The following is a 26,965-nucleotide window of genomic DNA, read 5'->3' on the forward strand; positions in this document are numbered from 1 at the left end:
TGCACCTCATTTCTTAATCATCAAAATCTGACGTATGTTTCGTAGAAATTCCATTAGTAGCTTTCTTTACGTGTTGCGGTCTTGCTTGAACATCTCGAGTATCAATCATTGTTAATGGAAAACGAATCCAAGAATCTTTAAAGGATTGTTGTCTCGTTGGATAAAAGAGAGCGTACGGCTTACGTAAAGAAGTAAGTCTAAACAAATGGGTAAATAAAAAGATAAATCCAAGAGATATACCGAAGAGCCCGCCTATTTCTGCAAATGCGAGAAATGGGAAACGAAGTAAACGAACGGCGTTACCCATTTTATAAATGGGCGTAATAAAGGAAGCTAACGCTGATAAGGCAACGATAATTAATAAAATATTACTCGTTAAACCAGCTTGTACAGATGCTTGTCCGATTACGATACCGCCTACAATACCGAGTGTTTGACCAACCTTCATTGGTAATCTCGCACCAGCTTCTCTTAATAAATCAATGGCAAGTTCCAAGAAGAGTGCTTCAATTAAAGGTGGAAATGGCACTTGCGCCCTTGATAAAATTAACGTTTCCAATAAATCACTAGGAACTAATTCATAGTGATAGTTTAAAGTCGCAACATATAATGGTGTCGCGCAAATTGAAAATAAAACAGCGATTAGCCGTAAAATTCTTGAGAATGTAGCGTATAACCAAGAAACGTTATAGTCTTCTGGTGAAATGAAAAAATCGAAATATGATACAGGAGTTAAGAGGACACTTGGTGAACCATCAACAAAAATAGCGATTTTGCCATCAATAAGTGCCTTTGTAACTCTGTCAGTACGCTCAGTATTTATATAGAGCGGGAAAATGGACTTTTCGCCCATTAATTCTTGTATATATGCACTATCGTTAATTTGATCATATTCAAGAGACCGTAATGATTCCTCTAGAAAATCTACATTATCTTTTTCAGCGAGGTTGTCTAAATACATAATGATAACTTTTGTTTTTGAAAATTCACCGATGATCATCTCTTTTGTTTGTAAATCTAAAACTGGAAGACGTTTTCGAACTAAATTAATATTTGTATCAATATCCTCTACGAAACCTTCTTGAGGACCGATAACAGTCGATTCATTTAAAGGCGGAGTTGGTGCACGATAATTATCAATTGCAATGTTTGCAAGCATGCACTTTTGATCTTTTTGGTTCAATTGAATAATCGCATGTCCCTTCAAAACCATATCCTCAATTTTTTGTAAATCGTTTGTAATCGTAATACCACTCATCGGAATATGTTCTTTTAGTTCTTCTAATGAAGCACAAGGTTGTTCTAACAGAGTAGGCATTAAATATTTCTGTAATTTCTCTCCATCAAGTGAAGGACGATAGTAAGAAATCCAATAAGGCATCGTTTCATCATCAGATGTATGATAATTAATAAAATCACTAGACTTTTTAAGCTTCTCTATTAAATCTTGTAGAGAATGAATACGGTCTTTTTCTGGCTTCGAAAAATCATAAATACTATTACTTCCAGATTTTTGCTGTTTCGTTTGAGAAGAATCATCCTGTTTAGAATCTTGCTGTTTCGTTTGAGAAGAATCGTCCTGTTTAGAATCTTGCTGTTTCGTTTGAGAAGAATCGTCCTGTTTAGAATCTTGCTGTTTCGTTTGAGAAGAATCGTCCTGTTTAGAATCTTGCTGTTTCTCCTGAGAAGAATCGCCTTGTTTAGAATCTTGCTGTTTCGTTTGAGAAGAATCGTCCTGTTTAGATTTTTGCTGTTTCGTTTGAGAAGAATCGTCCTGTTTAGAATCTTGCTGTTTTTCCTGAGAAGAATCGTCTTGTTTAGAATCTTGTTGTTTCTCCTGAGAAGAATCGTCTTGTTTAGAATCTTGTTGTTTCTCCTGAGAAGAATCACCTTTCTTAGAGTTTTGTTGTTTCGCTTGAGAAGAATTACCTTGCTTAGAGTTTTGCTGTTTCTCTTGGGAAGAATCATCTTGCTCAGATTTTTTTTGTTCACTATTTTTACCTGTATTGTGTTTCATACTTCTAGTCTGTTCTTTGTCTTCATCCTCTTGATTACTAGATTGCTGTTTCGGAGTATTATCTGCTTCTTTTGTTTCTGTTGAATTTGATTTTTTCTTTTTACGTAACCAATTCCAAATCATATGTATGCCCTCTTTGATTGTGTAATATAGTGCTATTTTGTGGCTAATTTTGTATATTATTCATTTATTTATGAAAAGAAGGAGGAGATTGGTTTGCATAGAAAAAATCCTTTAGTAAGCAGTTCATAATATGACGGGAAGAAGGCGAGTCTGTGCAAATTGTAAAAAAGGAGAAGTTTGTTTTAAAAGAGTTTGTGTTTGAAAATGGTAGGGAGATTCCTGTTCAAATGGGGTATGAGACGTATGGTACTTTAAATAGAGAAAGATCAAATACGATTTTGGTTTGTCACTATTTTAGTGCAACAAGTCATGCTGCAGGAAAATATACAGAGCATGATGAGGGGGCTGGTTGGTGGGATGGATTAATTGGACCTGGCAAAGCAATTGATACAAATAAATATTTCGTCATATGCACTGATAACCTTTGTAATGTACAAGTGAAGAACCCATATGTGATTACAACGGGGCCAAAATCGATAAATCCGATGACTGGTTTTGAGTATGCGATGGATTTTCCAGTTTTCACATTTTTAGATGTAGCACGGATGCAATATGAGTTAATAAAAAATATGGGGATTGCTAGGTTACATGCTGTAATGGGGCCATCGGCAGGTGGGATGATTGCACAGCAATGGGCTGTCCACTATCCTCATATGGTGCAGCGAATGATTGGAGTTATTACGAATCCGCAAAATCCAATTATAACGTCGGGAAATGTAGCGCAAAATGCAATCGAAGCAATTCAGCTTGATCCAGATTGGAAAGGCGGAAAGTACGGAGAGGAGCAACCAATGAAGGGGCTTCATTTAGCGAATAAAATGATGTTTATGAATGCATTTGATGAAAATTTTTATGAAACAACATTCCCGCGGAACAGTATAGAAATGGCACCTTATCAACAATTTTCTGCATTAACATCATTTGAGAAAGAGATAAATAAAGTGACATGTAAAAGTATAGATTTAGTAGATGCAAATTCATGGATGTATACTGCGAAGGCAGTCTTATTACATGATATTGCACATGGTTTTTCTTCCTTAGAAGAGGCTCTTTCTAAGATTGAAGCGAATGTACTCATGATTCCATGCAAACAAGATTTACTTCAACCATCTCGTTACAATTATAGAATGGTAGATGTTTTGCAAAAGCAGGGGAAGTACGCAGAAGTATATGAAATAGAAAGTATAAATGGGCATATGGCAGGAGCGTTAGATGTTCATTTATTTGAAAAGAAAGTGTATGAGTTTTTAAATCAGAAAGTATCTAGTTTTGTGTAGAAAATAATTAATGTGGAAAAGGTGCATTGTTTATAATAGGCACCTTTTTTACATAATTTGCAGACGGAAAATATATGAAGCGATTGATAAACCAAAGAAAGCTATACTAAGTAATAGAAATAAGAATGACATTTCTTGAGGGGATTTTATCTTTTTATTATTTTTCATGCTAAGAGCAATGACCGCAAAAATTAAGAAAATGATACCCATAATGAAAAGAAAAAGTGTCATTTTAACTGGCTCCTTTCATAAAACAAGTATATTGAGGATACAATGCACGAGTTATGTTTGTAAAGAATAAGTTTTGTGAGGAAATTGAGAAATAAATTCTCGGTTCTTTGCGTTCTTTCTTTCGCATGCTAAAATTGATTAGAAATGGTTGTTTAAAGAAAAAACTAAAGGTTTTATTGTATATAAGGAGGAACGACATATGACAGAAGTTAAAACAATTACTACAGAAGAAGTGCAAGAGCGTTTAGACAATGGAGAAACGTTATTTTTAGTAGACGTAAGGGAAGATGAAGAAGTAGCGGCAGGGAAAATTCCAGAAGCTGTACATATTAAAATGGGTGATATTCCAAATAAAGTAGATTTCTTTGAGAAAGAGAATGAATATATCTTTATTTGTCGTTCGGGAATGCGCAGTGAAAATGTATGCCATTATTTAAATGAACAAGGATTTAAAACAGTGAACATGGTTGGCGGTATGCTTCAATATGAAGGGGAAACTAAATAAGTAGCTCAAAAAAACTTGAAACGTGTTTGTTTCAAGTTTTTTTCTTTTGCATACAGTGTATAAAGTGAAATTTTAATCAGTGGGGGTTTTGTTCATCCCCCGCTAATTATTAGTCCGACTCTCACCTAACTTCTTTGCTCCAGCCAAATTTTGAGGTGGGAGTCTTACTGCCTGCAAATAGCGGGATAAAAGGGGGATAGGTAAATGGGGATTAATATGCGTAAAGTAAAAATTATAAATAATACAGGAGCAGTTAATGTCGGTGACTGTTATGATATCTCACCTTTAGCTGTGGCAAAAATATATGCTGGTGCTGGAGGATCGAGTGCGGCTGTTTTTTTAAATGGGAAACGACAGCCAGAAGCTGTGATTAGAACATCAGTGTTTCTTCCGCCATTAGCGACGAGTACACGTACATTAGGTGCATAAAGGAAAGGTAGAGTGTAAGTATGCCTGCACGTATTAAAGAATTTATTATCGTTAATAATACTGGGAATATATTTACAGGGGATAATTTGAGTGATACTTCATTTACTGCTTCGAAATCGTATAGTGGTTCAATGGGGTGCACTTGGATTGACGTTGTTACAGTAATAGGGACGGAGACGAAGCTTTGTTTACAACCGGGAGATTCTGTGACGACAACATATACACGAGGAACTCCTGCTGGTACTGTAACAGGAACGAATATGGGGCAAAATGTAAATACATCGGGTATAGCACAAGCTGTCCCTAATACAGATAATATGGATTCAATTGCGGGACTCCCTTAAGGAATTAAGGGGGTTTTTATTATTTAAAATAAAAATAGTCTTGGAGATTATTTTTGTAAATAGATTAAGAAGAAGAGGTCTATCTAGTGTGAAAAAGATGGTTTGTAGGTGGTGAAAAGTGTGAAAGAGCGTGATGATAAAAGAAAATTACATTCGTTAAACTCTAATTTTAGAATTTCACCAGAACTTATTGGGCCTACTTTCCCTCCAGCTCCAACTGGATTTACAGGTATAGGGATTACAGGCCCAACAGGTCCACAAGGTCCAACAGGCCCACAAGGACCAAGAGGATTACAAGGACCAATGGGAGAGATCGGACCGACAGGACCACAAGGAGTGCAAGGAATTCAAGGGCCAGCTGGACAAATGGGTGCAACAGGACCTGAAGGACAGCAGGGACCACAAGGATTAAGGGGACCACAGGGAGAAACTGGAGCGACAGGACCACAAGGAGTGCAAGGGTTACAAGGTCCAATTGGTCCAACAGGAGCGACTGGGGCACAAGGTATACAGGGGATACAGGGATTACAGGGGCCGATTGGGGCTACCGGGCCAGAGGGACCTCAAGGAATTCAAGGTGTGCAAGGGGTACCGGGTGCAACTGGTTCACAAGGGATACAAGGAGCTCAAGGGTTTCAAGGACCACAAGGACCGAGTGGAAGTACGGGTCCGACTGGAGCAACAGGTCAGGGGGTAACCGGATCGACAGGAATAACAGGTCCAACAGGGGTAACTGGCCCATCAGGGGGACCGCCTGGTCCAACGGGGGCTACTGGTGCGACAGGGCCTGGAGGTGGACCGAGTGGAAGTACAGGCGCGACTGGAGCAACTGGAAATACTGGAGTAACTGGAAGTGCGGGAGAGACTGGAAATACTGGGCCGACGGGAAGTATAGGAGAAACCGGTGCACAGGGCCCGCAAGGAATACAAGGAATACAAGGAATTCAAGGGCCAATTGGTCCAACCGGTCCAGAAGGTCCACAGGGCATTCAAGGTATTCCTGGTCCGACAGGATTGACGGGTGAACAAGGAATACAAGGAATACAGGGGATTCAGGGGATAACGGGAGCAATGGGAGATCAAGGTCCTCAGGGTATACAGGGAGCTATAGGACCTCAAGGTGTAACAGGAGCAACAGGAGATCAAGGTCCACAAGGAATACAAGGAGTACCGGGTCCAACAGGAGAAACGGGCCCACAAGGAGTTCAAGGAATTCAAGGCCCGATGGGAGATATAGGGCCAACAGGACCAGAAGGCCCAGAAGGACTTCAGGGTCCGCAAGGAATACAAGGAGTGCCAGGGCCAGCTGGAGCAACAGGCCCAGAGGGCCCACAAGGAATCCAAGGAATTCAAGGGCCAATAGGAGTAACAGGTCCAGAAGGCCCGCAAGGAATCCAAGGGATACAAGGCATTCAAGGAGTAACAGGAGCAACTGGAGCACAGGGTCCGCAAGGTGTTCAAGGAATCCAGGGAGACATAGGTGCAACAGGTCCAGAGGGTCCGCAAGGAGTGCAAGGTGCTCAAGGGGATATAGGTCCAACAGGTCCGATGGGTCCACAGGGAGTTCAAGGAATCCAAGGAATTCAAGGACCGACGGGTGCGCAAGGAGTGCAAGGCCCACAAGGAATTCAAGGAATCCAAGGGCCGACAGGAGTAACTGGAGATACGGGTACAACAGGGGCGACAGGGGAAGGGACTACAGGAGCAACTGGAGTAACTGGTCCAACAGGTGTAACAGGTCCATCAGGAGGACCAGCCGGACCGACTGGCCCAACAGGTCCATCAGGTCCGACGGGAGTGACAGGTCCATCCGGTGGACCACCTGGTCCGACAGGAGCGACAGGTGTAACGGGAGGACTAGGAGATACGGGAGTAACAGGAGCGACAGGTGTGACCGGGGCCACGGGAGAAACTGGTGCAACCGGAGCAACGGGGCTGCAGGGTCCACAAGGAATACAAGGAGTACAAGGAGACATAGGCCCAACCGGTCCGCAAGGTGTTCAAGGTCCACAAGGTATACAAGGAGTAACTGGGTCCACAGGAAATCAAGGTCCGCAAGGAAATCAAGGTCCTCAAGGAATTCAAGGTCCAACCGGCCCTCAAGGAATCCAAGGAGATCAAGGCCCGCAAGGAATCCAAGGTGCAACCGGAGCCACAGGAGCACAAGGTCCACAGGGAATTCAAGGGATACAAGGGGTACAGGGCCCGACCGGTCCCCAAGGTCCAACTGGAATTCAAGGTGTTCAAGGTGACATAGGTCCAACAGGTCCGCAAGGTGTGCAAGGTTTACAAGGTCCCCAAGGCCCAACTGGGGACACGGGTCCAACAGGAGCGCAAGGCCCACAAGGAATTCAAGGTCCAACGGGTCCAACAGGAGCGCAAGGCCCACAAGGAATTCAAGGTCCAACGGGAGTAACAGGAGCGACAGGTTCACAAGGAATTCAAGGTCCAACGGGGGCAACAGGTTCACAAGGTCCAACCGGTTCGCAAGGAATCCAAGGTCCAACAGGCCCAACCGGAGCTGGAGCAACAGGATCAACTGGAGCGACCGGGGTGACTGGAGTTAGTACAACTGCAACGTATGCATTTGCGAATAATACATCAGGAACCGCTATTTCTGTTTTATTAGGCGGTACGAATATCCCATTACCGAACAATCAAAATATTGGACCAGGAATAACCGTTAGTGGTGGAAATACTGTATTTACAGTTGCGAATGCAGGGAATTATTATATAGCCTATACAATTAATTTAACGGCAGGATTACTTGTAAGTTCTCGTATAACTGTAAATGGCAGTCCGCTTGCGGGAACGATAAACTCCCCGGCAGTGGCTACTGGTTCATTTAGTGCACCAATAATTGCTAACTTGCCTGCTGGAGCTGCTGTTAGTTTGCAATTATTTGGATTAGTTGCAATAGCTACATTATCCACAACAACGCCAGGAGCTACTCTAACTATTATTAGATTAAGTTAATAAGTAGAAAACCTTGGGACTTTTATGTTTCAAGGTTTTTTTATCCCAGTATTTGAGAGTCATCCTCGCTAATCAGAGGAGAATTGATAACCCCCTATTGTTTAAAGTTTCACTTTATTCACCTTAGCAAAAACATCGCAGTTCGAAAATATATTATAATAGAATGAAAAGAGAGAAATTTGGCAGAAAGGGAGGGTGGCGATGCAGGAGAAGATTAAAGACTTTTTTGGACGCCCACTTCAAGATTTACGCATATCTGTCATTGATCGTTGCAATTTTAGATGTACATATTGTATGCCAGCGGAAGTATTTGGGCCTGATTATGCTTTTTTGAAAGATGAGTTTTTACTAACGTTTGATGAAATTGAGCGTTTGGCAAAAGTGTTTGTTAGCATCGGTGTACGAAAAATTAGAATTACTGGTGGCGAACCACTGCTTCGTAAAGATTTAACAAAACTTATTGCACGTCTTGTGAAAATTGATGGGTTAGTAGATATAGGATTAACGACAAATGCTATTCATTTAACGAAACAAGCAAAGGCATTAAAAGAAGCTGGATTACATAGAGTAAATGTTAGTTTAGATGCAATAGATGATGATATATTTAGGAACATTAATGGTCGAAATATTAATACGAAACCTGTGATTAAAGGAATTAAAGCAGCGAAAGAGGCGGGGCTGGAAGTAAAGGTAAATATGGTTGTGAAAAAAGGGATGAACGATCATCAAGTACTTCCAATGGCTGCGTATTTTAAAGAGCAAGGAATCACGCTTAGGTTTATTGAGTTTATGGATGTTGGTAGTACGAATGGATGGAATTTCGATCAAGTGGTTACAAAGCGAGAATTGATCGAGATGATTCATAGAGTGTATCCGCTTGAGCCAGCTGAAGCGCATTATTTCGGTGAAGTTGCGAAGCGATATCGGTACGTTGGAACAAATGTTGAAGTCGGTTTTATTACTTCTGTTTCTGAGTCATTTTGTTCCTCTTGTACGAGAGCGAGAATTTCAGCAGATGGAAAGTTTTATACTTGCTTATTTGCGACAGAAGGATTGGATGTAAGGAAACTTCTGAGAGGAAATCTTTCGGATGATGAGTTATTAAGCGTTATACAGGATGTGTGGGTAAATAGAAAAGATAGGTATTCGGATGAACGGACAGAAGAAAGTGCAAAGAATCGTCCGAAAATTGAAATGTCTTATATAGGAGGATAAGAAAGGGGGCTATCGTATGCAGGAGCGATATTCAAGACAAATATTATTTTCTGGTGTTGGAGAAAAAGGACAGCGAAAAATAAGAGAGAAGCATGTGCTTATTATCGGCGCTGGTGCTCTTGGTGCAGCAAATGCAGAAGCGATTGTTAGAGCAGGTGTTGGAAAAATAACGATTGCGGATCGTGATTATGTAGAATGGAGCAATTTACAAAGGCAACAATTATATACAGAAGAAGATGCAAAGCAGTATAAACCGAAGGCGGTAGCAGCAGCAGAACATTTAAAAGCGATTAATTCTGAAGTGGAAATTATCCCGGTTGTGACCGATGTAACGGTTCAAGAAATGGAAGAGTTAATTAAAGGTGTAGATTTAATATTAGATGCGACAGATAATTTTGAAACGCGCCTTCTTATTAATGATATATCTCAAATGTATAACGTTCCGTGGATATATGGAGGATGCGTTGGAAGCTACGGAGTAACTTACACAATTTTGCCAGGAAAAACGCCATGCTTTCGATGTTTAATGGAGCATCCAGCGAGCGGGGCAACATGTGATACGGCCGGTATTATACAGCCAGCAGTGCAATTAGTAGTTGCGCATCAAATAACGGAAGCTTTAAAAATATTAGTAGAAGATTTTGAGGCACTTCGTGAAACGATGCTATCATTTGATCTTTGGAATAATCAACAGATGGCATTTAAAGTGAATAGACAGAAAAAGGATACATGTTTATCTTGTGGAAAGCTACGTACATATCCGAGTTTAACATTTGAAGCACAAACGAAAACAGAAGTATTATGTGGACGAAATACAGTTCAAATCCGTCCAGGTGTGCGACAAGGGTTTAATTTAGAAGAAATTAAAAAGCGCTTACAAAAAAGTGTGGATGTAAAGGAAACGCCTTATTTATTATCATTTCCGGTGGAAAAATATCGTTTTGTTTTATTTACAGATGGTAGAGCGTTTATTCATGGGACGAATGATATGAATGTGGCGAAACGCTTATACGCAAGATATATAGGGTGAACCTAAAGGCAATCCTTTAGGTTCACAAGGAAAAGATAGTATTAAGAATTTCTAATATAATCTCCATTTTTTCCGCCTGTTTTTTCAAGTAAGTACGTTTCGCCAATAATCATGCCTTTATCAACAGCTTTACACATATCGTACACGGTAAGAGCGGTAGCGGAAGCAGCTGTTAAAGCTTCCATTTCAACGCCGGTACTACCTTCTGTTTTAACTTTTACTTCAATAAGTAGTCGATATTGTTCTTCTGACTGTTTCCAATCGAAAGAAACATCAACACCTTTTAACAATAAAGGATGGCACATTGGGATAATATCAGAAGTACGTTTTGCAGCCATAATGCCTGCGATTTGTGCAACAGCCAATACATCACCTTTACCAATTTCATTGTGAGAGATTTTGTCAAAAATTTCTTTCGTAACGAGAATGCTAGAGCATGCAATTGCTGTTCGAACGGTTACTTTTTTGTCGCTTATATCAACCATTTTAGCGCGCCCTTGGTCATTGAAATGTGTGAATGAAGACATGGAATTCCTCCTTGAAGTAATTGCGATTTAATATATAAAGTGTAATCGAGATTAGATATTTTGCAAATATGAGGTGAGAAACAATGGTAGAAAAACGAATCCCGATTCAAGTTGCTGAGGCAGTAGAGCGGGTTATGAAATACGCTAAGCATGGTGAAGTAGAAGAAGTTTTTATTACAGAAAGTTATGGGAGGATTCTTGGGGAGGATGTTGTCTCAGATCACGACGTTCCTCACTTTGATCGTTCTCCTTACGACGGTTTCGCAATTCGAGCAGAAGATACGAAGGAAGCGAGTCAAGAGCATCCGGTTGAATTTGAAGTAATAGGAGAAATTGGAGCAGGTTCTGTTTTTTTAGAAGAAGTAGGAGCTTTTCAGGCGGTTCGTATTATGACAGGAGCAGCTATTCCAGAAGATTGCAATGCAGTCGTAATGCTAGAGTTGACGGAAGGATTCGAGAAGAACGAAAGTACATATATGAAGTTGAAACGCCCTTTCCAAAATGGTGACAATGTGTCATTTAAAGGAGAAGATATAAAACAAAATCAAGTCCTTGTTAACAAAGGTGTTGTAATCAATCCAGGTGTTGCCGCACTGTTAGCGACGTTTGGATATAGCACTGTGAAAGTTGTAAAACAGCCTGTTGTCGGTATTGTAACGACAGGAAGTGAATTACTAGAAGTGCATGAGCCGCTAGAGCCAGGCAAAATTAGAAATAGTAACTCTTATATGATTGCAGCTCAAATTATGAAAGCTGGCGGGAAAGTGCGTTACTATGGACAACTTGCCGATGAGTTAGATGCATGCTTTACAGCTGTTAAATCAGCGATGGATGAGGTTGATATTTTAATTACAACGGGCGGTGTTTCAGTAGGAGATTACGACTACTTACCGGCTATTTATGAAAAGTTACAGGCAAATGTGCTTTTTAATAAAATAGCGATGAGACCCGGAAGTGTAACGACAGTAGCTGAAGTTGATGGAAAGTTACTTTTCGGTTTATCAGGTAATCCATCAGCTTGTTATGTAGGTTTCGAATTGTTTGTGCATCCGGTTATAAAAACGTATTTGTATGCGAAGGAGCCTCACATATATAGGGCAGACGCTATTTTGCAAAAAGATTTTCCGAAACCAAATCCGTTTACTCGTTTTGTAAGAGCGAAAGCGAGCATTGTTAATGGGGCACTACAAGTGATGCCGGTCGGTTTAGATAAATCGAGTGCGGTATCTTCACTCGCGGATGCGAATGCTTTTATCGTGTTGCCCGGAGGAACGAGAGGATTTGAAGCAGGGATGAAAGTATCTGTATTATTGTTAGAGCACTCCGAGGGATGTGATTGGCCATGGGTAACGCCCCTTCAATCTTACAAATAGTAGGGTATCAAAATAGCGGGAAAACAACACTTGTAGAGAAAATTGTGCATGCATTAGCCGAAAGCGAAATGAAAGTTGCTACAATTAAGCATCATGGTCATGGTGGTTTTCCTGAAGTAGCGCAAAAAGATAGTGAAAGGCACCGGAAAGCTGGTGCGGTCGTAAGTAGTGTAGAAGGCGCTGGGTTACTATCTCTGTCTTCATTACGAGATGAATGGTCCTTGCAAGAAATTATCCGCTTGTACGAATTTTTTGAAGTGGATACGATTTTAATAGAGGGCTATAAAGCTGAGAAATATCCAAAAGTAGTGTTACTTCGCTCTGCGGAAGACATTGAACTTTTACATAAGGTAGAAAACGTAGTAGCAATTATTACGTGGGATAATGTCCTGTCAAACTTAAGAGAGGACTATAAAGTATTTCATATAACAGAAGAAAAATTGTATGTAGACTGGTTTTTACAAACGGTTAGGAGTGCAAAATGATAAATACGTATTATGAAGTAATTGATACAGAAATCTCGATTGAAGAGGTGGCAAAGAAAGTAATTCGACGTGAATGCGGTGCTGTTACAACATTTATTGGAACGGTTAGGGAGTTTACGAAAGGGCGTCGTACATTATACTTAGAGTATGTTGCTTATAAGTCGATGGCAGAAAAGATGCTACAGAAAGTCGGCTCAGAAGTGAAGGAGAAATGGCCTGGTACACACGTTGCGATTACACATCGCATTGGCACGTTGCAAATTTCTGATATCGCGGTTGTTGTTGCGGTATCAACGCCGCATCGTAAAGAGGCCTATGAAGCAAATGAATATATTATGGAGCGTATTAAGCAAATTGTTCCGATTTGGAAAAAGGAGTTTTGGGAAGATGGTGACTCATGGATTGGTGATCAATTAGAAAAAACACCATATCCAGCAGGAGAGCCTGGGAAGGAGTTATAAATATGATTCGAGTATTGTTATTTGCGAACTTGCAAGAAGAAGCAGGAACAAGTGAATTACAAATAGAGAAAGAAAATATTACGGTTGCAGAGTTAAAAGATATTGTCGCGAAGGAATATAATGTACCAGTATCAGCACCAATTATGGTTGCGATTAATGAAGAATATGCAAATGAAGATGATACGATACAATCTGGTGATGTAGTTGCACTTATACCACCAGTGAGCGGTGGTTAATATTGGATTTATTAAAACGACTTTCCTGAATAGGGGAAGTCGTTTTTTTATGGCAGTTTTGAGAACACTAACTTATAGAACAAGGAGGGAATTATGAAAAAGATATGTGTAATGATTACAATGATATGTTCCATTTTTTTCTCTTCTCCAAGCCATTCTTGGGCGAAAGAATCGAAGGAACAACTTTTAGAGAGTGCACTACTTAATCGATATTACTCAGTTATAAGGCAAGCGACAGAAGATCAGTATGAATGTGACTCCGTTACAAATATAAAGCGTCTAGGCAAGAAAGATGAATTTGTTCCTAGATTTGAAGTGACGCTACAATTTCTTACCTTTCAAGGGGCACATAATCCGCCTAATGACAAAGTTACACTTACTTTGGAAGATAATTTAGATCACATAAAGATCAAGAAAGCGGAGAGAGAAAAAAATGTATCTAGTGCGATCGCAGAAAAGGTTTGCGCACGAGCGAAGGAAAAAATGAAAGCACACTCTAATGGTGTAGAGCGGTAACAGATGACATTTAGTAAAGAAAGGTAATGAGCCATGGATATACTTTTAGCGATTTTACCAGCTATATTTTGGGGAAGTATTGTGCTATTTAACGTGAAACTGGGCGGTGGACCGTATAGTCAAACGCTTGGAACAACGCTTGGTGCACTTATTTTCTCGATTGTTGTTTATATTTTTGTAAAGCCAGTATTAACTCCTACTGTTATTGGAGTTGGAATTGTGTCAGGTTTATTTTGGGCACTTGGTCAGGCGAATCAATTGAAAAGTATTGATTTAATGGGTGTTTCGAGGACGATGCCCATTTCAACAGGGCTGCAATTAGTTGCGACGACTTTATTTGGCGTTATCGTATTTCATGAATGGTCTACGACAATATCAGTCGTACTTGGAATTTTAGCACTCGTTTGTATTATTATCGGTGTTATTTTAACATCACTTCAAAGCGAAGAAGAAAAAAATGCAGAGCAAGCAGCAAATTTTAAAAGGGGTATCATAATTTTATTAATTTCAACAGTCGGTTATTTAGTTTACGTAGTAGTTATTAGGTTATTTAACGTAGATGGTTGGTCGGCTTTATTACCACAAGCAGTTGGTATGGTGTTAGGAGGGATTTTACTTACGTTTAAACATCATCCATTTAATAAGTATGCGATACGAAATATTATTCCAGGATTAATTTGGGCAGCAGGAAATATGTTTTTATTCATTTCGCAGCCGCGTGTCGGAGTCGCAACAAGCTTTTCACTATCACAAATGGGAATTGTTATTTCGACGCTTGGCGGGATTCTTATATTAGGTGAAAGAAAAACGAAACGCCAATTAACGGGGATTGTTGTTGGTATCGTTTTTATTATCGCAGCTGGAATTATGTTAGGAATTGCAAAAGGTTAAGGAGGTATTGAAATGTATAGTGATTTAGAAGGAAAAGTTGTCGTTATTACAGGATCAGCGACTGGTCTCGGAAGAGCGATGGGAGTAAGGTTTGCTAAGGAAAAGGCGAAAGTCGTTATTAACTATCGCTCACGAGAGTCGGAAGCGAATGATGTGTTAGAAGAAATTAAAAAGGTAGGCGGAGAAGCGATTGCTGTAAAAGGTGATGTGACCGCAGAGGGAGATGTTGTGAATCTCATTCAATCTGCTGTGAAAGAGTTTGGTACGCTCGACGTTATGATTAATAATGCAGGAATAGAAAACGCGGTACCGTCGCATGAAATGCCATTAGAGGATTGGAATAAAGTAATCAATACGAATTTAACAGGCGCTTTTTTAGGAAGCCGTGAAGCGATTAAATATTTTGTGGAACACAATATTAAAGGATCTGTAATTAATATGTCTAGTGTTCATGAGAAAATTCCATGGCCACTATTCGTGCACTATGCCGCAAGTAAAGGCGGTATTAAACTTATGACAGAAACGTTAGCGTTAGAATATGCACCAAAAGGTATTCGAGTAAATAATATTGGACCAGGTGCAATTAATACGCCAATCAATGCTGAAAAGTTCGCTGATCCTAAAAAGCGTGCTGACGTAGAAAGTATGATACCGATGGGCTACATTGGAAAACCTGAAGAAATCGCAGCAGTAGCAACGTGGCTCGCTTCAGCAGAGGCTAGTTACGTAACTGGAATTACGTTATTTGCAGATGGTGGAATGACTTTATACCCATCGTTCCAAGCTGGGCGTGGATAATATGAAAAGGCCAAAGCGATTTATCTCTTTGGCCTTTTTTAAGCAAAAAAAAAATAGCGGTCAGCTATTTTTAAAATTAATGATTGATTGTATCTTGAAGAAATTCTGTTGCTTGATGTTCTGAAACATTCTGTACGAGCGCAACTTCGCTAATAACCATTTTGCGCGCATTATCTAGCATTTGTTTTTCGCTCGCATTTAATGCTCTTTCTTTATTGCGACGAAGTAAATCACGAACAACTTCTGCACTATCTTGAAGATTGCCGTTCTTCATTTTTTCCATATTCATTGTATATCTTTGTTTCCAGGAAAGTGAGGGGTCTGATTCCCCATGATGAAATTCAAGAAGTATACCATCTAACGTACCTTTATCAACGATATAACGTATACCTGATTTTTGTAATTGATCCATCGGAAGCATTACTTGCATATCTTTATTAATGATGCGTATAACACAATATTGACGTGTAGTACCTAATATTTCTTTCTCTTCAATTGCTTCGATGATTCCTGCACCGTGCATTGGATAAACGATTTTATCACCAATTTGAAACAAATCATCCACCTCCATATGTGGTAACCATCTTTAATGATAACACATTTAGATAAAAATGTCAAATTTTATATAATATCATATCTGATATACTGTAGTCAATATATAAAAGTCGTTTTTTTTAGATGTTTTTTTGCCCTTATATGTGAAAAGAAAAGGGGAGATTTTTTTAGAAAAATAGTACAGGCGAAGAAAAAGGGCATATCCACTTATTTTTAAGCATAAAATGTAAAATCGCTAATACAATATACCTAAATCCGTTCTTTGCAAAGGAGGGAGAGAAGGTGGGGCGCACAATAAAAATTGATATTACAAATAAAGTTGTAGCTAAATTTAGACCAAATTATTTGGAATTATATACGAGTAAATTTATGATAGGTAAGTTTTATGTCTATACTGAAGGTAAACAATATGTGTTAGAAGACGGATATATATACGAAGAAGGAAAGTTTTATCGCATCATAGATACGCACCGTGGCAATAATCAAGCGGCGGAGGGCTGCGATCTAGGATGGTGTTAACATGATTCGTGTGAAAGTATTTGATGAAAGTCATGAAAAAGACTTAGAAGATGCAGTAAATGTATTTTTGAAAAAAATTGATGATGGAAATTTTGTAGATATAAAGTATCAAGTTGGTGTTTCGATTAATGATGATGAAAATCAAATTTATTGTTTTTCAGCGATGATTGTTTATAAAGCATAAAAAAGAGCTGGGGAGCCAGCTCTTTTTTATGCTTTATGTTGGGACAACATGTGTCGGTAAAATATTCATAATAGATTGTGTTGCGCCTGTTTTTTTTGCTGTTAAAAGAATTTCTCCTGTTTCATGCTCCTGAGCATCAGTGCACATACCGAGGTGATAACGATCACCTAAAAATGGATCAATATAAAAACCGTTTTTGAATACTTTATCATTCGGATGTTTTTCATGGTGAATTTCAGAACAATTAATGCAATAGAACATAGCTTACATCCCCTTTTTATTTTTGTTTAAAAAAGTGAGTCGGTAGTCATTTCGCTCCTAAGGAAATGTTGAGGAGAAGAGAAATAACTACCTACTCAAATGGTGGGCATATTCCTTCTGATTTTTCATATCTCACGTATTGTCCCTGAGGGAAGGAGGAGAGACACAGTACGCATGATATAAGTAAGGCGCTTCTTTCAATATGAATGATGGAGTTTCATGTTGAGAGAAGTTTTTATTTTTTATTGCCTTTGTGAGTATATTATGAGGGAATGCTGAGAGGGTGTTTGTCCTGTTGAAAAAATGTTGAGAATTTCTCAACAGTGAACATAGCCTTCCTTGACATATAACCAAATGGTGTTATATTATCAAAAATGAAACTAAAAGGTGTTATTTTTACGCTGAATAAAGGAGAATTAAAATGGAACAACAAAATACATTAACTGATATTAAACAAACAATCGTTTTTAACGCGTCTATTCAAAAAGTATGGAATGTAGTATCAACTGCAGAAGGAATTGCGTCATGGTTTATGCCAAATGATTTTGAGTTAGAGGTAGGACATGAGTTTCATGTACAATCGCCATTTGGGCCATCACCATGTAAAGTGTTAGAAATTGATGAACCGAACCATTTATCTTTCTCATGGGACACAGATGGCTGGGTTGTTTCATTTAATTTGAAAGACCTAGGAGATAATAAAACAGAATTTACGTTAATTCACGGCGGCTGGAAACATCCTGATGAAATTCTTCCGAAAGCGAATGCGAAGAGCTCTATTATTCGCGATAGAATGAATGGCGGATGGGTAGCGATTGTAAATGAAAAACTGAAAAAGGTTGTTGAAGGTTAAATGTCTTCATCAGCAGCGAAATATGATGTATTTCAAGCTATTGCTGATCCAACCCGCCGAGAAGTAATACGGTTATTAAGTGATAAAGAGTTACCGATTTCCAAAATAACGGATCATTTTCCGATGAGTCGTACTGCGGTTGTAAAGCACCTTCATATTCTTTCAGAAGCAAATTTAGTGAGTGGAAGAAAGAGTGGAAGAGAGAAGATATATCGTTTGCACCCAGAACCATTAGAGGAATTACAGCAGTGGCTCTCGTATTATGAACGTTTTTGGGATAATAAGTTGTCCATGCTTAAACATATTGTGGAGAATGAAGAATAAAAGAGGATGACCGAAATGGCCATCCTCTTTATTATTGTTCACTTGTTTGTTTAGCTGGCTTTAATAAGAGCCAAGCGATAATTAATGTGAGTACCGCTAATACGAAAGTGCTCATATAAATGACGTGTACACTTGATGCCAGTGCCTCTTGAGACTCGGTTGCTACGTTTGCTGTAGCTCCGCCGTGTCCGCCAGAAGATACGAGATCAAGATTTTTAATACCACGCGCGTGAATCATCGTATTGAAGATTGTGCCGAAGATTGCAGCGCCTAGTGTTTGACTAAATGTATTAATAAATGTGTTTAAACCAACTGCCGTTCCGCGCGTATGAGCCGGTACAGCTGCTTGAATTGTGACCATGTAAATTGGTGTAACAAGCCCCATTCCTAAGCCGAATAATCCGACTGCAACATAGATAAGGAACGATGGTGAATCTGTTGATAATGTAAATAATAAGAAGGTAGCAACGGATAAAATGCTAGCTCCAAGTAAAATGATTTGTTTCGTTTGTAACTTGCCAACTAAGTTACCGGAGAACATAGCACCGAATGTCCACATAACAGGAATCGGCATTAAAATGAGTCCAGCTTCTGTCGCATTTTTTCCTAAAACACCTTGGCTCCAAATTGGAAGATACATTGTAATACTAATAATCATTGCGCCAGCAATAAGTGTTAGTATGTTTATAGTAGATAATGTACGGTTAGAGAAAAGTGCTAGCGGAATTAATGGTTCCGGAGATTTTTTCTCGATGTATAAGAAAATAATGAATGAAATAGCGGCAAAGATTAATAGGCCAATAATTGTTATGTCTCCCCAGTTTTGCTTACTGCTACCTGTTAATAATGCGTATAGCAGAGCGATTGTACTTAATGAGAAGACTGTTGCACCAAGGTAGTCGATATGTTGCTTGGCGGCGGACTTAACAGATTCCTTATAGGAAGTGGCAAACATTAAGCAAGCGATAATTCCAAAAGGAACGTTTAAGAAGAAAATATAGCGCCAAGAAAGAGAATCAACTAAAAATCCACCTACTAACGGCCCAATAACACCAGATACACCCCAAACGGCACTCATCCAGCCCTGTGCCTTCGCGCGGTCTCTCGCTTCGCTATATAAGTCTCCAATAATCGTCATTGTGATTGGCATAACAGCACCAGCCCCTATACCTTGAAGAGCACGGAAGAAGATTAATTGTTCCATTGATGTAACGACTCCGCAAAGTGCAGAACCGATTAAGAAGATTGTTGCTCCGATGAGCAGAACTTTTTTACGGCCGAATAAATCAGCTAGTTTTCCGTATATTGGAGTCGAAACAGCTGTTGCAAGCATATAGATTGCATATACCCAACTAACAAGTTCGACGCCTGACAAATCACTCGTTATACGAGGGATCGCTGTACTAACAATCGTTCCTTCTACCGCAGAAAGAAACGTCATTAGCATTAAAGACATCATGACTTTTTTTCTCATATTTTTTCCCCTTACCCTTTTTCAAATATTCAACAATATAAAATATAAAGGTACTAAGGTATATAAAGCAACAAAAAAGAACGAGAGGTAGGAGGAGGGCATATGTGGCGTTCCTTGTTGGTAAGTTGATATCTCTTGTCAAACCGCCGATATAATTTCATGTACATATAAAAAAAGAAACAGGAATACCTGTTTCTTTTTTTAATACTGCATTTTTGCGTTTTCTCCAGCTGTTGTTCCGGCAATTCTACCAGTAACGAGAGCAGATGTAATGTTATAGCCACCAGTATAACCGTGAATATCAAGAACTTCTCCGCAGAAATATAAGCCATTCGTGAATTTAGAAGACATTTCTTTCGGGTTAATTTCTTTAACGGATACTCCCCCGCCAGTAACGAATGCTTTTTCAATTGACTGCGTACCGTTTACATGGACGGTAAATTCTTTAAAGTCTTTCACAAGTGCACGAATCTTCTCGTGAGAAACTTGTCCAGCTTGTTCGCTACCGTCAATTTCATTTTTTTCTAATAAGAATAAGAAGTAACGTTCAGGCACATAACCTTTTAAAACGTTTTTAATTCCTTTTTTCGGATCTTCTTTCATTTGTTTCAGCATGCGCTGGAACAGTTGCTCACTATTTTCTTCTGGCAATGCATCGATACTCATGTGCACTGTGTTCGTTTTAAACTTTTTCAACGCTTTGACAACGAATTGGCTACAGCGAAGAGCAGCAGGACCAGATAGGCCGAAGTGAGTGAAAAGCATGTCCATTTTATGAGAAATGATAACTTTTCCTTTCGGGTTTAATACACTTAAGTTTACATCTCGTAAAGCAAGACCTTGTAATGTGCGGTCACGAATAAACGGTTCATTTGAAAGGATTGGTACTTCTGTTGGGAATAATTCTGTAATTGTATGCCCAGCTTTTTTAGCCCAAGCATATCCATCTCCAGTAGAACCAGTTTGAGGAACAGATTTTCCGCCAACAGCGATAACGACGTGATTCGTTTCTAACACTTCACCTGTTTGCAGTACGACAGCCTTCGTTTGCCCGTTTTCATATTCAATCGTTTCAACAGGCGTATTCGTACGTATTTTCACACCTAAGTCTTTTAATCGTGTTAACAGTGCATCTACAACAGATTGCGCTTTATTTGATACTGGGAACATGCGGCCATGATCCTCTTCTTTTAGCTCTACACCGAGATTTTCGAAGAATGTAATAATATCTTCATTATTAAAAATAGAAAAAGCACTGTATAAGAAGCGACCATTTCCTGGTATATGTTTAACAATTTCATCAAGTGGTAGACGGTTCGTCACGTTACAACGACCACCACCAGAAATCGCAAGTTTACGTCCAAGTTTATTTCCTTTATCAAGAAGTAAGACGCTTGCGCCTTCTTCAGCAGCACCAATTGCAGCCATTAGTCCTGAAGGACCGCCACCGATGACAATAACATCATAATGCATAATATATCGACCTCATTTTCTACATTTCCTGCCTAAAAGAATAGCATGTTTTCCCTTAAAAGAAAAATAGAGTGAAGTACTGCTTCAGGAGAGAATTGTGGTACAATACAAAAGTTAGAGTTCAGCACTATCCTGCTATTTATGGGCAATAAGACTACCATCTTAAGATTTATGAGAAGTAAAGAGGGAGTTAAAAAGGTCCGTAAATGCTCGAATGATTAGTAGGAGGGGAGTCTCCCGCTAATTATAGTTTCATTTTATCCCGCTATTTGTGGGCAGTAAAACTCCACCTCGAAATTCGGCTAGAGCCAGGAAGTAAGGTGGAAGATAAACTGCCCGTAAACGCCCAATTGGTGCGGGCTAATAATCAGTGGGGATGAACAAAATCCCCACTGATTAAAGTTTCACTTTATCTAGATGTAGGAGGATTTTCGTATGTCCGATTCAAAATTTCTGCGCGGAACGCTTATTGTGACGTTAGGGACATTTTTAGTAAAGTTCTTAGGCATGATTTACGTCTTTCCGTTTCATGCATTAGTAGGCACAGAAGGCGGAACGCTCTATACATATGGATACATTCCATATACGATATTTTTAAGTATTGCAACGGCAGGGGTGCCGCTTGCTGTTTCGAAGTTTGTTTCCAAATATAATGCACTTGGCGATTATAAAACGAGCCGGAGAATGTTCCGCTCAGGAATGGTTATGATGATAGTAACCGGAGTTCTTTCGTTCCTAGTTCTATACATGACCGCACCATTATTTGCAGAAGCAATGCTTGGTAAACAAAGTTTACAAAATAAGATAGAAGAAGTTACGACGATTATTCGTCTCGTAAGTTTTGCGCTTATTGTTGTGCCGGCAGCAAGTTTGATCCGTGGTTATTTCCAAGGTCACCAATCGATGGGACCGACTACGGTGTCACAAATTATTGAGCAAATTATTCGTATCGTCTTTTTATTAGCGGGTAGTTTCATCGTTATTAAAGTACTTGGTGGTACAGTAGCAACGGCAGTTGGGGTTGCGACATTTGCTGCATTCGTTTCAGCAGTTGGAGCACTTGGCGTATTAATTTGGTACTGGTTAAAACGTAAAAAATATTTGGATCAATATTTAATTGAGCAAACTGTACCAGAATCGACGGTAAGTACCGCTCAATTGTTTAAAGAGTTGTTTGCGTATGCAATTCCTTACGTTGTAATTGGGTTAACAATTCCTTTATATCAACAAATTGATACATTGACATTTAACTCTATTATGCAGGCGATTGGTCAAGGAGATATCGCAGAGCGAGCACTTGGTATTTTCACGATGTGGACGCATAAATTAATTATGATTCCAGTATCACTTGCAACAGCGTTTAGTTTAACGCTTGTGCCAGCGATTACAAAGTCGTTTACTGAAAAGCAATACCGTTATTTAAAATTACAAATTACACAAACGTTCCAGGCGAATATGTTTTTAACATTGCCAGCAGTTATCGGTATTTCTACACTTGCATATCCAATTTACACTGCTTTCTACGATTCAGATCCACTAGGTGGACAAGTATTAATGTGGTATGCGCCGGTTGCATTGTTATTCGCTTTATTCACAGTAACAGCAGCAATTCTGCAAGGGATTAACCAGCAGAAACATGCGATTGTTGCGCTTGTGATGGGTGTTATATTGAAATTTGTATGTAACGTAATCTTTATTCGCTATTTCGGTACAGTTGGGGCGATTTTGGCTACTGCAGTCGGCTTCTTAGCTTCTGTATGGTATACGAATAGACAAATCAAAAAACATGCAAACTATTCATTTGGTGTTGTATATAAGAGAACATTCCAAATTGCAATATTAACACTTGTAATGGTTATTGCTGTAAAACTATCACAATGGCTTCTATCCTTCATGATTTCGCCTGATGGCCGTATTGGCGCTCTTATTACAGTTGCGATTTGTGCAGGTATTGGTGGACTTGTTTACGGATTGTTAGCGATTCGCACAGGAGTACTAGAAAGAGTATTTGGCGGAGAAGCTTTAGAGAAAATCCAGCGTAAACTTGGTAGTAGATTCAAAATAAAGTTGAAATCAAAAGGGGCGTAAATACGTCCCCTTTTCTTATGATAAATAAAGAAGGTGAAGAACATGAGATTAGATAAATTATTAGCGAACATGGGACACGGAAGTAGAAAAGAAGTAAAGAAATTATTGAAAGACGGCGTTGTGAAAATTGATGGGACGCCAGTGAAAGATCCGAAATTTCATGTGAATGTAGAAGAACAAGAGGTTATGATTCACGGTGAAGTTGTGGAATATAAAGAGTTTGTTTATTTAATGATGCATAAACCACAAGGTGTTATTTCAGCGACAGAAGACGATAACCATGAAACGGTAATAGATTTATTAGAATTAGAAGATGCGATTTTTGATCCATTCCCTGTTGGGAGACTTGATATTGATACAGAAGGTTTCTTATTGATTACAAATGATGGGAAGTTAACGCATCAACTATTATCTCCGAAAAAGCATGTGCCGAAAAAATACTATGCACACGTTTCAGGAGTTGTAACGGAAGAGGATGTAAAAGAATTCGCTAAAGGTGTTATTTTAGAAGATGGCTATGAAACGAAGCCAGGCGAACTTACAATTTTAAAGAGTGATGATATTTCTGAAATTGAGCTCGTGATTACAGAAGGAAAATTCCATCAAGTGAAGCGTATGTTTGAAGCGGTAGGGAAAAAAGTAGTGTACTTAAAGAGAACAGAGATGGGACCTTTAGTGCTAGATGAAGAGTTAGAACTTGGGCAATATCGTGAATTAACAGATGAAGAAGTAGAAATGTTAAAAACATATCAAGTAGATAACGAAAAGTAACGTCAATTTCAAAGCATAGAAAAGACCCCTTTCTAATGAGTTAGAAAGGGGTATGTATTTATTTACATACAATTATTTTTTTGTTATGAGGTCATTCTCACTTTCTTTCCTGTCGTTGTCCACTTGCCGCGGCAAGGGCTATACACGAGTTCATTAAACTGCAACACATTTAGATCACGTTGTATCGTTCGCGGTGTGATCCCGAACTCATCTACAAGGTCTTTCGTTGTTACCGTACCGTTTTCATTGATGTACATATAAATCGATTTAATGCGTGTTAGCATACGAGTAGTTGTAGGTTTCAAGAGAAAACCACTCCTCTACTAGTTTTTTTGACCCCATTCAGGAAAGAAGGTCGTTACTACCATTGTACTCTACATGATAAAATTCATGCTTTAATCTACTTAAATTTTACAAAAGTTTAACAAATATTCATATAGAAAAATATTGGTAGTTGACATTGTATATTTGGTCAGTCAACTAATTCATAAATTTCTACGTAAAACGCCAAATTCCTGCAAATTTTTTTGAGAAAATAAAAGAAAAACTAATGAGAAATATCTGAAATATTACAATTGTTCGTTATTGGGTTTTCATGTATGGCATAAGAGATTTCGGTTTGCTATGATGAAAGAGACAATATAGTGAAGGATGGATGCGTGATGTCAACGATTAATTGGACAGAAGAAGTTGCAAAACGAAAAGATGATTTAATTCGTGATACACAACAATTTTTACAAATTAAAAGTGTATGGGAAGAAGAATCTGCGAAAGAGGGCGCACCATTTGGTGACGGTGTTGAAAAAGCTTTATCTTTCATGTTACATAAAGGAGACGCAGATGGTTTCGCTTCTAAAAATTTAGAAGGGTATGCAGGTCATCTTGAAATGGGACAAGGAGAAGAATTAGTAGGTATCCTTTGTCACGTTGATGTTGTACCAGAAGGAGATGGCTGGACAACTCCTGCGTATAGTGCGGATATTCGCGACGGGAAGATTTTTGCACGCGGTGCGATTGATGATAAAGGACCGACAATGTCAGCTTATTATGCAATGAAAATTGTAAAAGAATTAGGCTTACCTCTTTCTAAACGTGTTCGTATGATTTTAGGAACAGATGAGGAAAGTAATTGGAAGTGTGTAGATCATTACTTTAAAAATGAAGAAATGCCAACAATCGGTTTTGCACCAGATGCAGATTTTCCAATTATTAATGCTGAAAAAGGAATTTCTGACATACAAGTTGTTCAAAATGGTAGCGAAGAGAAAGAAGGCGCATTTAAGCTGATTTCATTTGAGTCAGGTCGTCGTTTGAATATGGTTCCTGATTATGCAGAAGCGATTATTACAGGAGAAGATGTAAATGCACTTACAGTAGCATATGAAGAGTATTTACAAACTGCTAAAAAAATGGGTAAAGCAATTGTAGAAGGTAATACGGTGACGTTACAAATCAAAGGGATTTCAGCTCACGGATCTACTCCGGAAAAGGGAGAAAATGCAGGTTTATTATTGGCAAACTGCTTAACGAAAGTTTCTCTTGATGGAAAAGGGGCTTCGTTTGCATCGTTTGTAACAGAAACATTTACAGGAGATATTTTGGGCGAGAAAGCTGGTATTTCTTATAAAGACGATATTAGCGGTCCGTTAACAGTGAATGTTGGTCGCCTTTCTTATACGCAAGAGAATGGTGGTAATTTAGGATTAAATGTACGTTATCCAGTTACGACTAATTTTGAAGAAATGATTGCGAAGTTAAAAGAATATGTCGGTACTCATGGATTTGAAGTAGCGGATTATTCGAACTCTCGCCCGCATCACGTTGATAAAGACCACGTATTAATTCGTACGCTGCAACGCGTATATGAAGAACAAACAGGCGAAAAAGCAGAACTATTAGCAATCGGCGGTGGTACTTATGCTCGTTCATTGAAAGCTGGCGTTGCATTTGGCCCGCTATTCCCTGGAAAAGAAGAACTTGCGCATCAAAAAGATGAGTACATTGAAATTGAAGATTTATTAAAAGCAACAGCGATTTATGCTCAGGCGATTTATGAATTAGCAAAGTAATGGATATGTAAATAATGAGAGGCCGTCCCAAAAGTTTTTTTGGGACGGTTTTCTGTTAGAGGTAGGTTGCTTCTCTTGTCGTATTTTGTTGTTAAGTCGATATAATTTTAATTACTATTGCAATTTTAACTTGGTTAGACTTTTTAGGAAGGTTCGATTCTTTTTAACTGAATGAGATAAGAAAGAAAAGCAACAATAATATAAAGGAGACGATGTAGATGGTGCCGCATTATTTTGTCGCAGTAACTTTACCACGTCATATAAAAGAAATTCTTTCTAATTACAAAGTGGAAATGAAGGATGAATTACTATTTCGCTCGTGGGTACATGAAGAAGACTATCATATTACCCTTTCATTTTTAGGAAGTGCGACAGAGGAACAATTAGAAGGAATAAAGAATGGATTACAAACACTTACAGAAATCAAAGAACTAACTTTCACGTTACAAGAATTTTCAACGTTTGGCATGGAAGACGAGCCGCGTATTTTTTGGGCGAAGGTAAGTGAGAATAATAATTTGGTTCAGTTGCAAAAGCAAGTGCATATAATTTGTGAAGAAAATGGCTTCTCTCTAGACACGCGCCCTTATCATCCTCATATTACTGTTGCTCGTAAATGGGTAGGAGAAAAAGTATTTGATCTGGCAAATGTAAAAGGCTTACCTGTAACATCATTTCAAGCAGATACGATTACTTTGTATGAATCTCACGTGAAGGAAACGCCAAAGTATAGACCGGTTGCTGAAATAAAATTACAAAAATAGAATGTATGAAAACGTTTTTTATACAGGTGAATATACTATAGAGAATAATGTTTTACTGTATAGAGTCTTGCTGATAAGAAAAGCCTTATCATTTGCAGCTCGTTTCACCCCTCTATTTGCGGGCAGTAAGACTCCCACCTCAAAATTAGGATAAAGCAAAGAAGTTAGGTGGGAGATCTACTGCCCATAAAGGCCC

At 38.9% G+C, this 26,965-nt stretch carries 30 protein-coding genes; 22 read left to right on the plus strand and 8 right to left on the minus strand.

What is annotated here, in order from left to right:
• Positions 1-13: 13 nt before the first annotated feature.
• Positions 14-2,140, minus strand: a complete 2,127-nt coding sequence (locus Q3V31_RS12625) for a spore germination protein (RefSeq protein ID WP_329765319.1) — start codon at positions 2,138-2,140, stop codon at positions 14-16.
• A 152-nt stretch (positions 2,141-2,292) separates the two neighbouring features.
• On the opposite strand from Q3V31_RS12625, the gene Q3V31_RS12630 reads away from it, so the two are divergent.
• Entirely contained in the window at positions 2,293-3,417 is a 1,125-nt protein-coding gene (locus Q3V31_RS12630) for a homoserine O-acetyltransferase family protein (protein WP_071734243.1), read from the plus strand.
• A gap of 48 nt (positions 3,418-3,465) precedes the next feature.
• On the opposite strand, the gene Q3V31_RS12635 is transcribed toward Q3V31_RS12630, so the two are convergent.
• Positions 3,466-3,648 (minus strand): hypothetical protein, encoded by a 183-nt coding sequence (locus Q3V31_RS12635; RefSeq protein ID WP_000171884.1) that lies wholly within the window; start codon positions 3,646-3,648, stop codon positions 3,466-3,468.
• Positions 3,649-3,847: 199 nt separating this feature from the next.
• Between Q3V31_RS12635 and Q3V31_RS12640 the strand changes: the two genes are divergently transcribed.
• The 6 genes from Q3V31_RS12640 (at position 3,848) to Q3V31_RS12665 (ending at position 10,147) form a co-directional block, all read left to right on the plus strand.
• The gene (locus Q3V31_RS12640) at positions 3,848-4,153 is read left to right on the plus strand and encodes a rhodanese-like domain-containing protein (protein WP_000141201.1); all 306 of its coding nucleotides are present in this window, start codon (positions 3,848-3,850) and stop codon (positions 4,151-4,153) included.
• 204 nt (positions 4,154-4,357) lie between these two features.
• Entirely contained in the window at positions 4,358-4,582 is a 225-nt protein-coding gene (locus tag Q3V31_RS12645; protein ID WP_000512595.1) for a spore germination protein, read from the plus strand.
• A gap of 20 nt (positions 4,583-4,602) precedes the next feature.
• On the plus strand, positions 4,603-4,926 hold the full coding sequence (locus tag Q3V31_RS12650) for a hypothetical protein (protein ID WP_001111501.1): 324 nt from the start codon (positions 4,603-4,605) through the stop codon (positions 4,924-4,926).
• Between the two features lie 120 nt (positions 4,927-5,046).
• Positions 5,047-7,902, plus strand: coding sequence for a BclA-related collagen-like exosporium protein (locus tag Q3V31_RS12655; protein ID WP_329765320.1), 2,856 nt, complete (start codon positions 5,047-5,049; stop codon positions 7,900-7,902).
• A 201-nt stretch (positions 7,903-8,103) separates the two neighbouring features.
• A complete protein-coding gene (moaA, locus tag Q3V31_RS12660; RefSeq protein WP_001156505.1) occupies positions 8,104-9,117 on the plus strand; it encodes a GTP 3',8-cyclase MoaA in 1,014 nt (337 codons plus the stop codon).
• Between the two features lie 16 nt (positions 9,118-9,133).
• Positions 9,134-10,147 carry a molybdopterin-synthase adenylyltransferase MoeB gene (locus Q3V31_RS12665; protein WP_001158114.1) on the plus strand — a complete coding sequence of 338 codons (1,014 nt, stop codon included), beginning with the start codon at positions 9,134-9,136 and terminating at the stop codon, positions 10,145-10,147.
• 41 nt (positions 10,148-10,188) lie between these two features.
• Here the strand turns inward: Q3V31_RS12665 and moaC are convergent, their stop codons facing one another.
• Complete coding sequence (gene moaC, locus Q3V31_RS12670; RefSeq protein ID WP_000094156.1) at positions 10,189-10,674, minus strand: cyclic pyranopterin monophosphate synthase MoaC; 486 nt, start codon at positions 10,672-10,674, stop codon at positions 10,189-10,191.
• Between the two features lie 83 nt (positions 10,675-10,757).
• Here moaC and Q3V31_RS12675 point away from each other — a divergent pair, with 83 nt between their 5' ends.
• The 7 genes from Q3V31_RS12675 to Q3V31_RS12705 all read left to right on the plus strand — a co-directional run bounded on the left by Q3V31_RS12675 (position 10,758) and on the right by Q3V31_RS12705 (position 15,434).
• Positions 10,758-12,047, plus strand: a complete 1,290-nt coding sequence (locus Q3V31_RS12675) for a molybdopterin molybdotransferase MoeA (protein WP_000229708.1) — start codon at positions 10,758-10,760, stop codon at positions 12,045-12,047.
• Positions 12,011-12,532 carry a molybdopterin-guanine dinucleotide biosynthesis protein B gene (gene mobB, locus Q3V31_RS12680; RefSeq protein ID WP_002094381.1) on the plus strand — a complete coding sequence of 174 codons (522 nt, stop codon included), beginning with the start codon at positions 12,011-12,013 and terminating at the stop codon, positions 12,530-12,532. The genes Q3V31_RS12675 and mobB overlap by 37 nt, the downstream gene beginning before the upstream one ends.
• A complete protein-coding gene (gene moaE / locus Q3V31_RS12685) occupies positions 12,529-12,993 on the plus strand; it encodes a molybdopterin synthase catalytic subunit MoaE (protein ID WP_000611219.1) in 465 nt (154 codons plus the stop codon). Before mobB ends, moaE begins: the two co-directional genes overlap by 4 nt.
• A 2-nt stretch (positions 12,994-12,995) precedes the next feature.
• A complete protein-coding gene (gene moaD / locus Q3V31_RS12690; RefSeq protein ID WP_000621795.1) occupies positions 12,996-13,229 on the plus strand; it encodes a molybdopterin converting factor subunit 1 in 234 nt (77 codons plus the stop codon).
• A 93-nt stretch (positions 13,230-13,322) separates the two neighbouring features.
• Complete coding sequence (locus Q3V31_RS12695; RefSeq protein ID WP_000717659.1) at positions 13,323-13,745, plus strand: DUF3888 domain-containing protein; 423 nt, start codon at positions 13,323-13,325, stop codon at positions 13,743-13,745.
• Between the two features lie 33 nt (positions 13,746-13,778).
• Positions 13,779-14,636, plus strand: coding sequence for a glucose uptake protein GlcU (glcU, locus tag Q3V31_RS12700; RefSeq protein WP_000353529.1), 858 nt, complete (start codon positions 13,779-13,781; stop codon positions 14,634-14,636).
• Positions 14,637-14,648: 12 nt separating this feature from the next.
• Positions 14,649-15,434, plus strand: coding sequence for a glucose 1-dehydrogenase (locus Q3V31_RS12705; protein WP_000286696.1), 786 nt, complete (start codon positions 14,649-14,651; stop codon positions 15,432-15,434).
• Positions 15,435-15,510: 76 nt separating this feature from the next.
• Here Q3V31_RS12705 and Q3V31_RS12710 read toward each other — a convergent pair whose 3' ends face one another.
• Positions 15,511-16,005, minus strand: coding sequence for a CarD family transcriptional regulator (locus Q3V31_RS12710; RefSeq protein ID WP_002077588.1), 495 nt, complete (start codon positions 16,003-16,005; stop codon positions 15,511-15,513).
• Between the two features lie 266 nt (positions 16,006-16,271).
• Between Q3V31_RS12710 and Q3V31_RS12715 the strand changes: the two genes are divergently transcribed.
• Positions 16,272-16,508 carry a DUF2553 family protein gene (locus tag Q3V31_RS12715; RefSeq protein WP_000533805.1) on the plus strand — a complete coding sequence of 79 codons (237 nt, stop codon included), beginning with the start codon at positions 16,272-16,274 and terminating at the stop codon, positions 16,506-16,508.
• A gap of 1 nt (position 16,509) precedes the next feature.
• Positions 16,510-16,692 carry a sporulation protein Cse60 gene (locus Q3V31_RS12720; protein WP_000621746.1) on the plus strand — a complete coding sequence of 61 codons (183 nt, stop codon included), beginning with the start codon at positions 16,510-16,512 and terminating at the stop codon, positions 16,690-16,692.
• A 33-nt stretch (positions 16,693-16,725) separates the two neighbouring features.
• Here Q3V31_RS12720 and Q3V31_RS12725 read toward each other — a convergent pair whose 3' ends face one another.
• On the minus strand, positions 16,726-16,953 hold the full coding sequence (locus tag Q3V31_RS12725) for a DUF3973 domain-containing protein (protein WP_000498999.1): 228 nt from the start codon (positions 16,951-16,953) through the stop codon (positions 16,726-16,728).
• A gap of 421 nt (positions 16,954-17,374) precedes the next feature.
• Between Q3V31_RS12725 and Q3V31_RS12730 the strand changes: the two genes are divergently transcribed.
• Both Q3V31_RS12730 and Q3V31_RS12735 read left to right on the plus strand, forming a co-directional pair.
• On the plus strand, positions 17,375-17,806 hold the full coding sequence (locus Q3V31_RS12730) for an SRPBCC family protein (RefSeq protein WP_000437772.1): 432 nt from the start codon (positions 17,375-17,377) through the stop codon (positions 17,804-17,806).
• Positions 17,807-18,130, plus strand: a complete 324-nt coding sequence (locus tag Q3V31_RS12735; RefSeq protein ID WP_000098837.1) for an ArsR/SmtB family transcription factor — start codon at positions 17,807-17,809, stop codon at positions 18,128-18,130.
• Positions 18,131-18,161: 31 nt separating this feature from the next.
• On the opposite strand, the gene Q3V31_RS12740 is transcribed toward Q3V31_RS12735, so the two are convergent.
• On the minus strand, positions 18,162-19,604 hold the full coding sequence (locus tag Q3V31_RS12740; protein WP_001228000.1) for an MDR family MFS transporter: 1,443 nt from the start codon (positions 19,602-19,604) through the stop codon (positions 18,162-18,164).
• 201 nt (positions 19,605-19,805) lie between these two features.
• Positions 19,806-21,077 (minus strand): BaiN/RdsA family NAD(P)/FAD-dependent oxidoreductase, encoded by a 1,272-nt coding sequence (locus tag Q3V31_RS12745; RefSeq protein WP_000558877.1) that lies wholly within the window; start codon positions 21,075-21,077, stop codon positions 19,806-19,808.
• A gap of 435 nt (positions 21,078-21,512) precedes the next feature.
• On the opposite strand from Q3V31_RS12745, the gene Q3V31_RS12750 reads away from it, so the two are divergent.
• Together Q3V31_RS12750 and Q3V31_RS12755 are read left to right on the plus strand one after the other, a co-directional pair.
• Positions 21,513-23,165, plus strand: a complete 1,653-nt coding sequence (locus tag Q3V31_RS12750) for a putative polysaccharide biosynthesis protein (protein ID WP_001284035.1) — start codon at positions 21,513-21,515, stop codon at positions 23,163-23,165.
• Between the two features lie 42 nt (positions 23,166-23,207).
• Complete coding sequence (locus tag Q3V31_RS12755) at positions 23,208-23,936, plus strand: pseudouridine synthase (RefSeq protein WP_001234930.1); 729 nt, start codon at positions 23,208-23,210, stop codon at positions 23,934-23,936.
• Between the two features lie 83 nt (positions 23,937-24,019).
• On the opposite strand, the gene Q3V31_RS12760 is transcribed toward Q3V31_RS12755, so the two are convergent.
• Positions 24,020-24,241: a DeoR family transcriptional regulator gene (locus Q3V31_RS12760; RefSeq protein WP_000805512.1), complete on the minus strand. Its 222-nt coding sequence runs from the start codon at positions 24,239-24,241 to the stop codon at positions 24,020-24,022.
• A gap of 357 nt (positions 24,242-24,598) precedes the next feature.
• Between Q3V31_RS12760 and pepV the strand changes: the two genes are divergently transcribed.
• Positions 24,599-26,005 (plus strand): dipeptidase PepV, encoded by a 1,407-nt coding sequence (gene pepV, locus Q3V31_RS12765; RefSeq protein ID WP_000104325.1) that lies wholly within the window; start codon positions 24,599-24,601, stop codon positions 26,003-26,005.
• A gap of 218 nt (positions 26,006-26,223) precedes the next feature.
• Positions 26,224-26,769, plus strand: a complete 546-nt coding sequence (gene thpR, locus Q3V31_RS12770; protein ID WP_000248924.1) for an RNA 2',3'-cyclic phosphodiesterase — start codon at positions 26,224-26,226, stop codon at positions 26,767-26,769.
• Positions 26,770-26,965: the final 196 nt, after the last annotated feature.

The organism is Bacillus nitratireducens (assembly GCF_036320425.1).
In the GTDB taxonomy this organism is placed as follows: domain Bacteria; phylum Bacillota; class Bacilli; order Bacillales; family Bacillaceae_G; genus Bacillus_A; species Bacillus_A nitratireducens.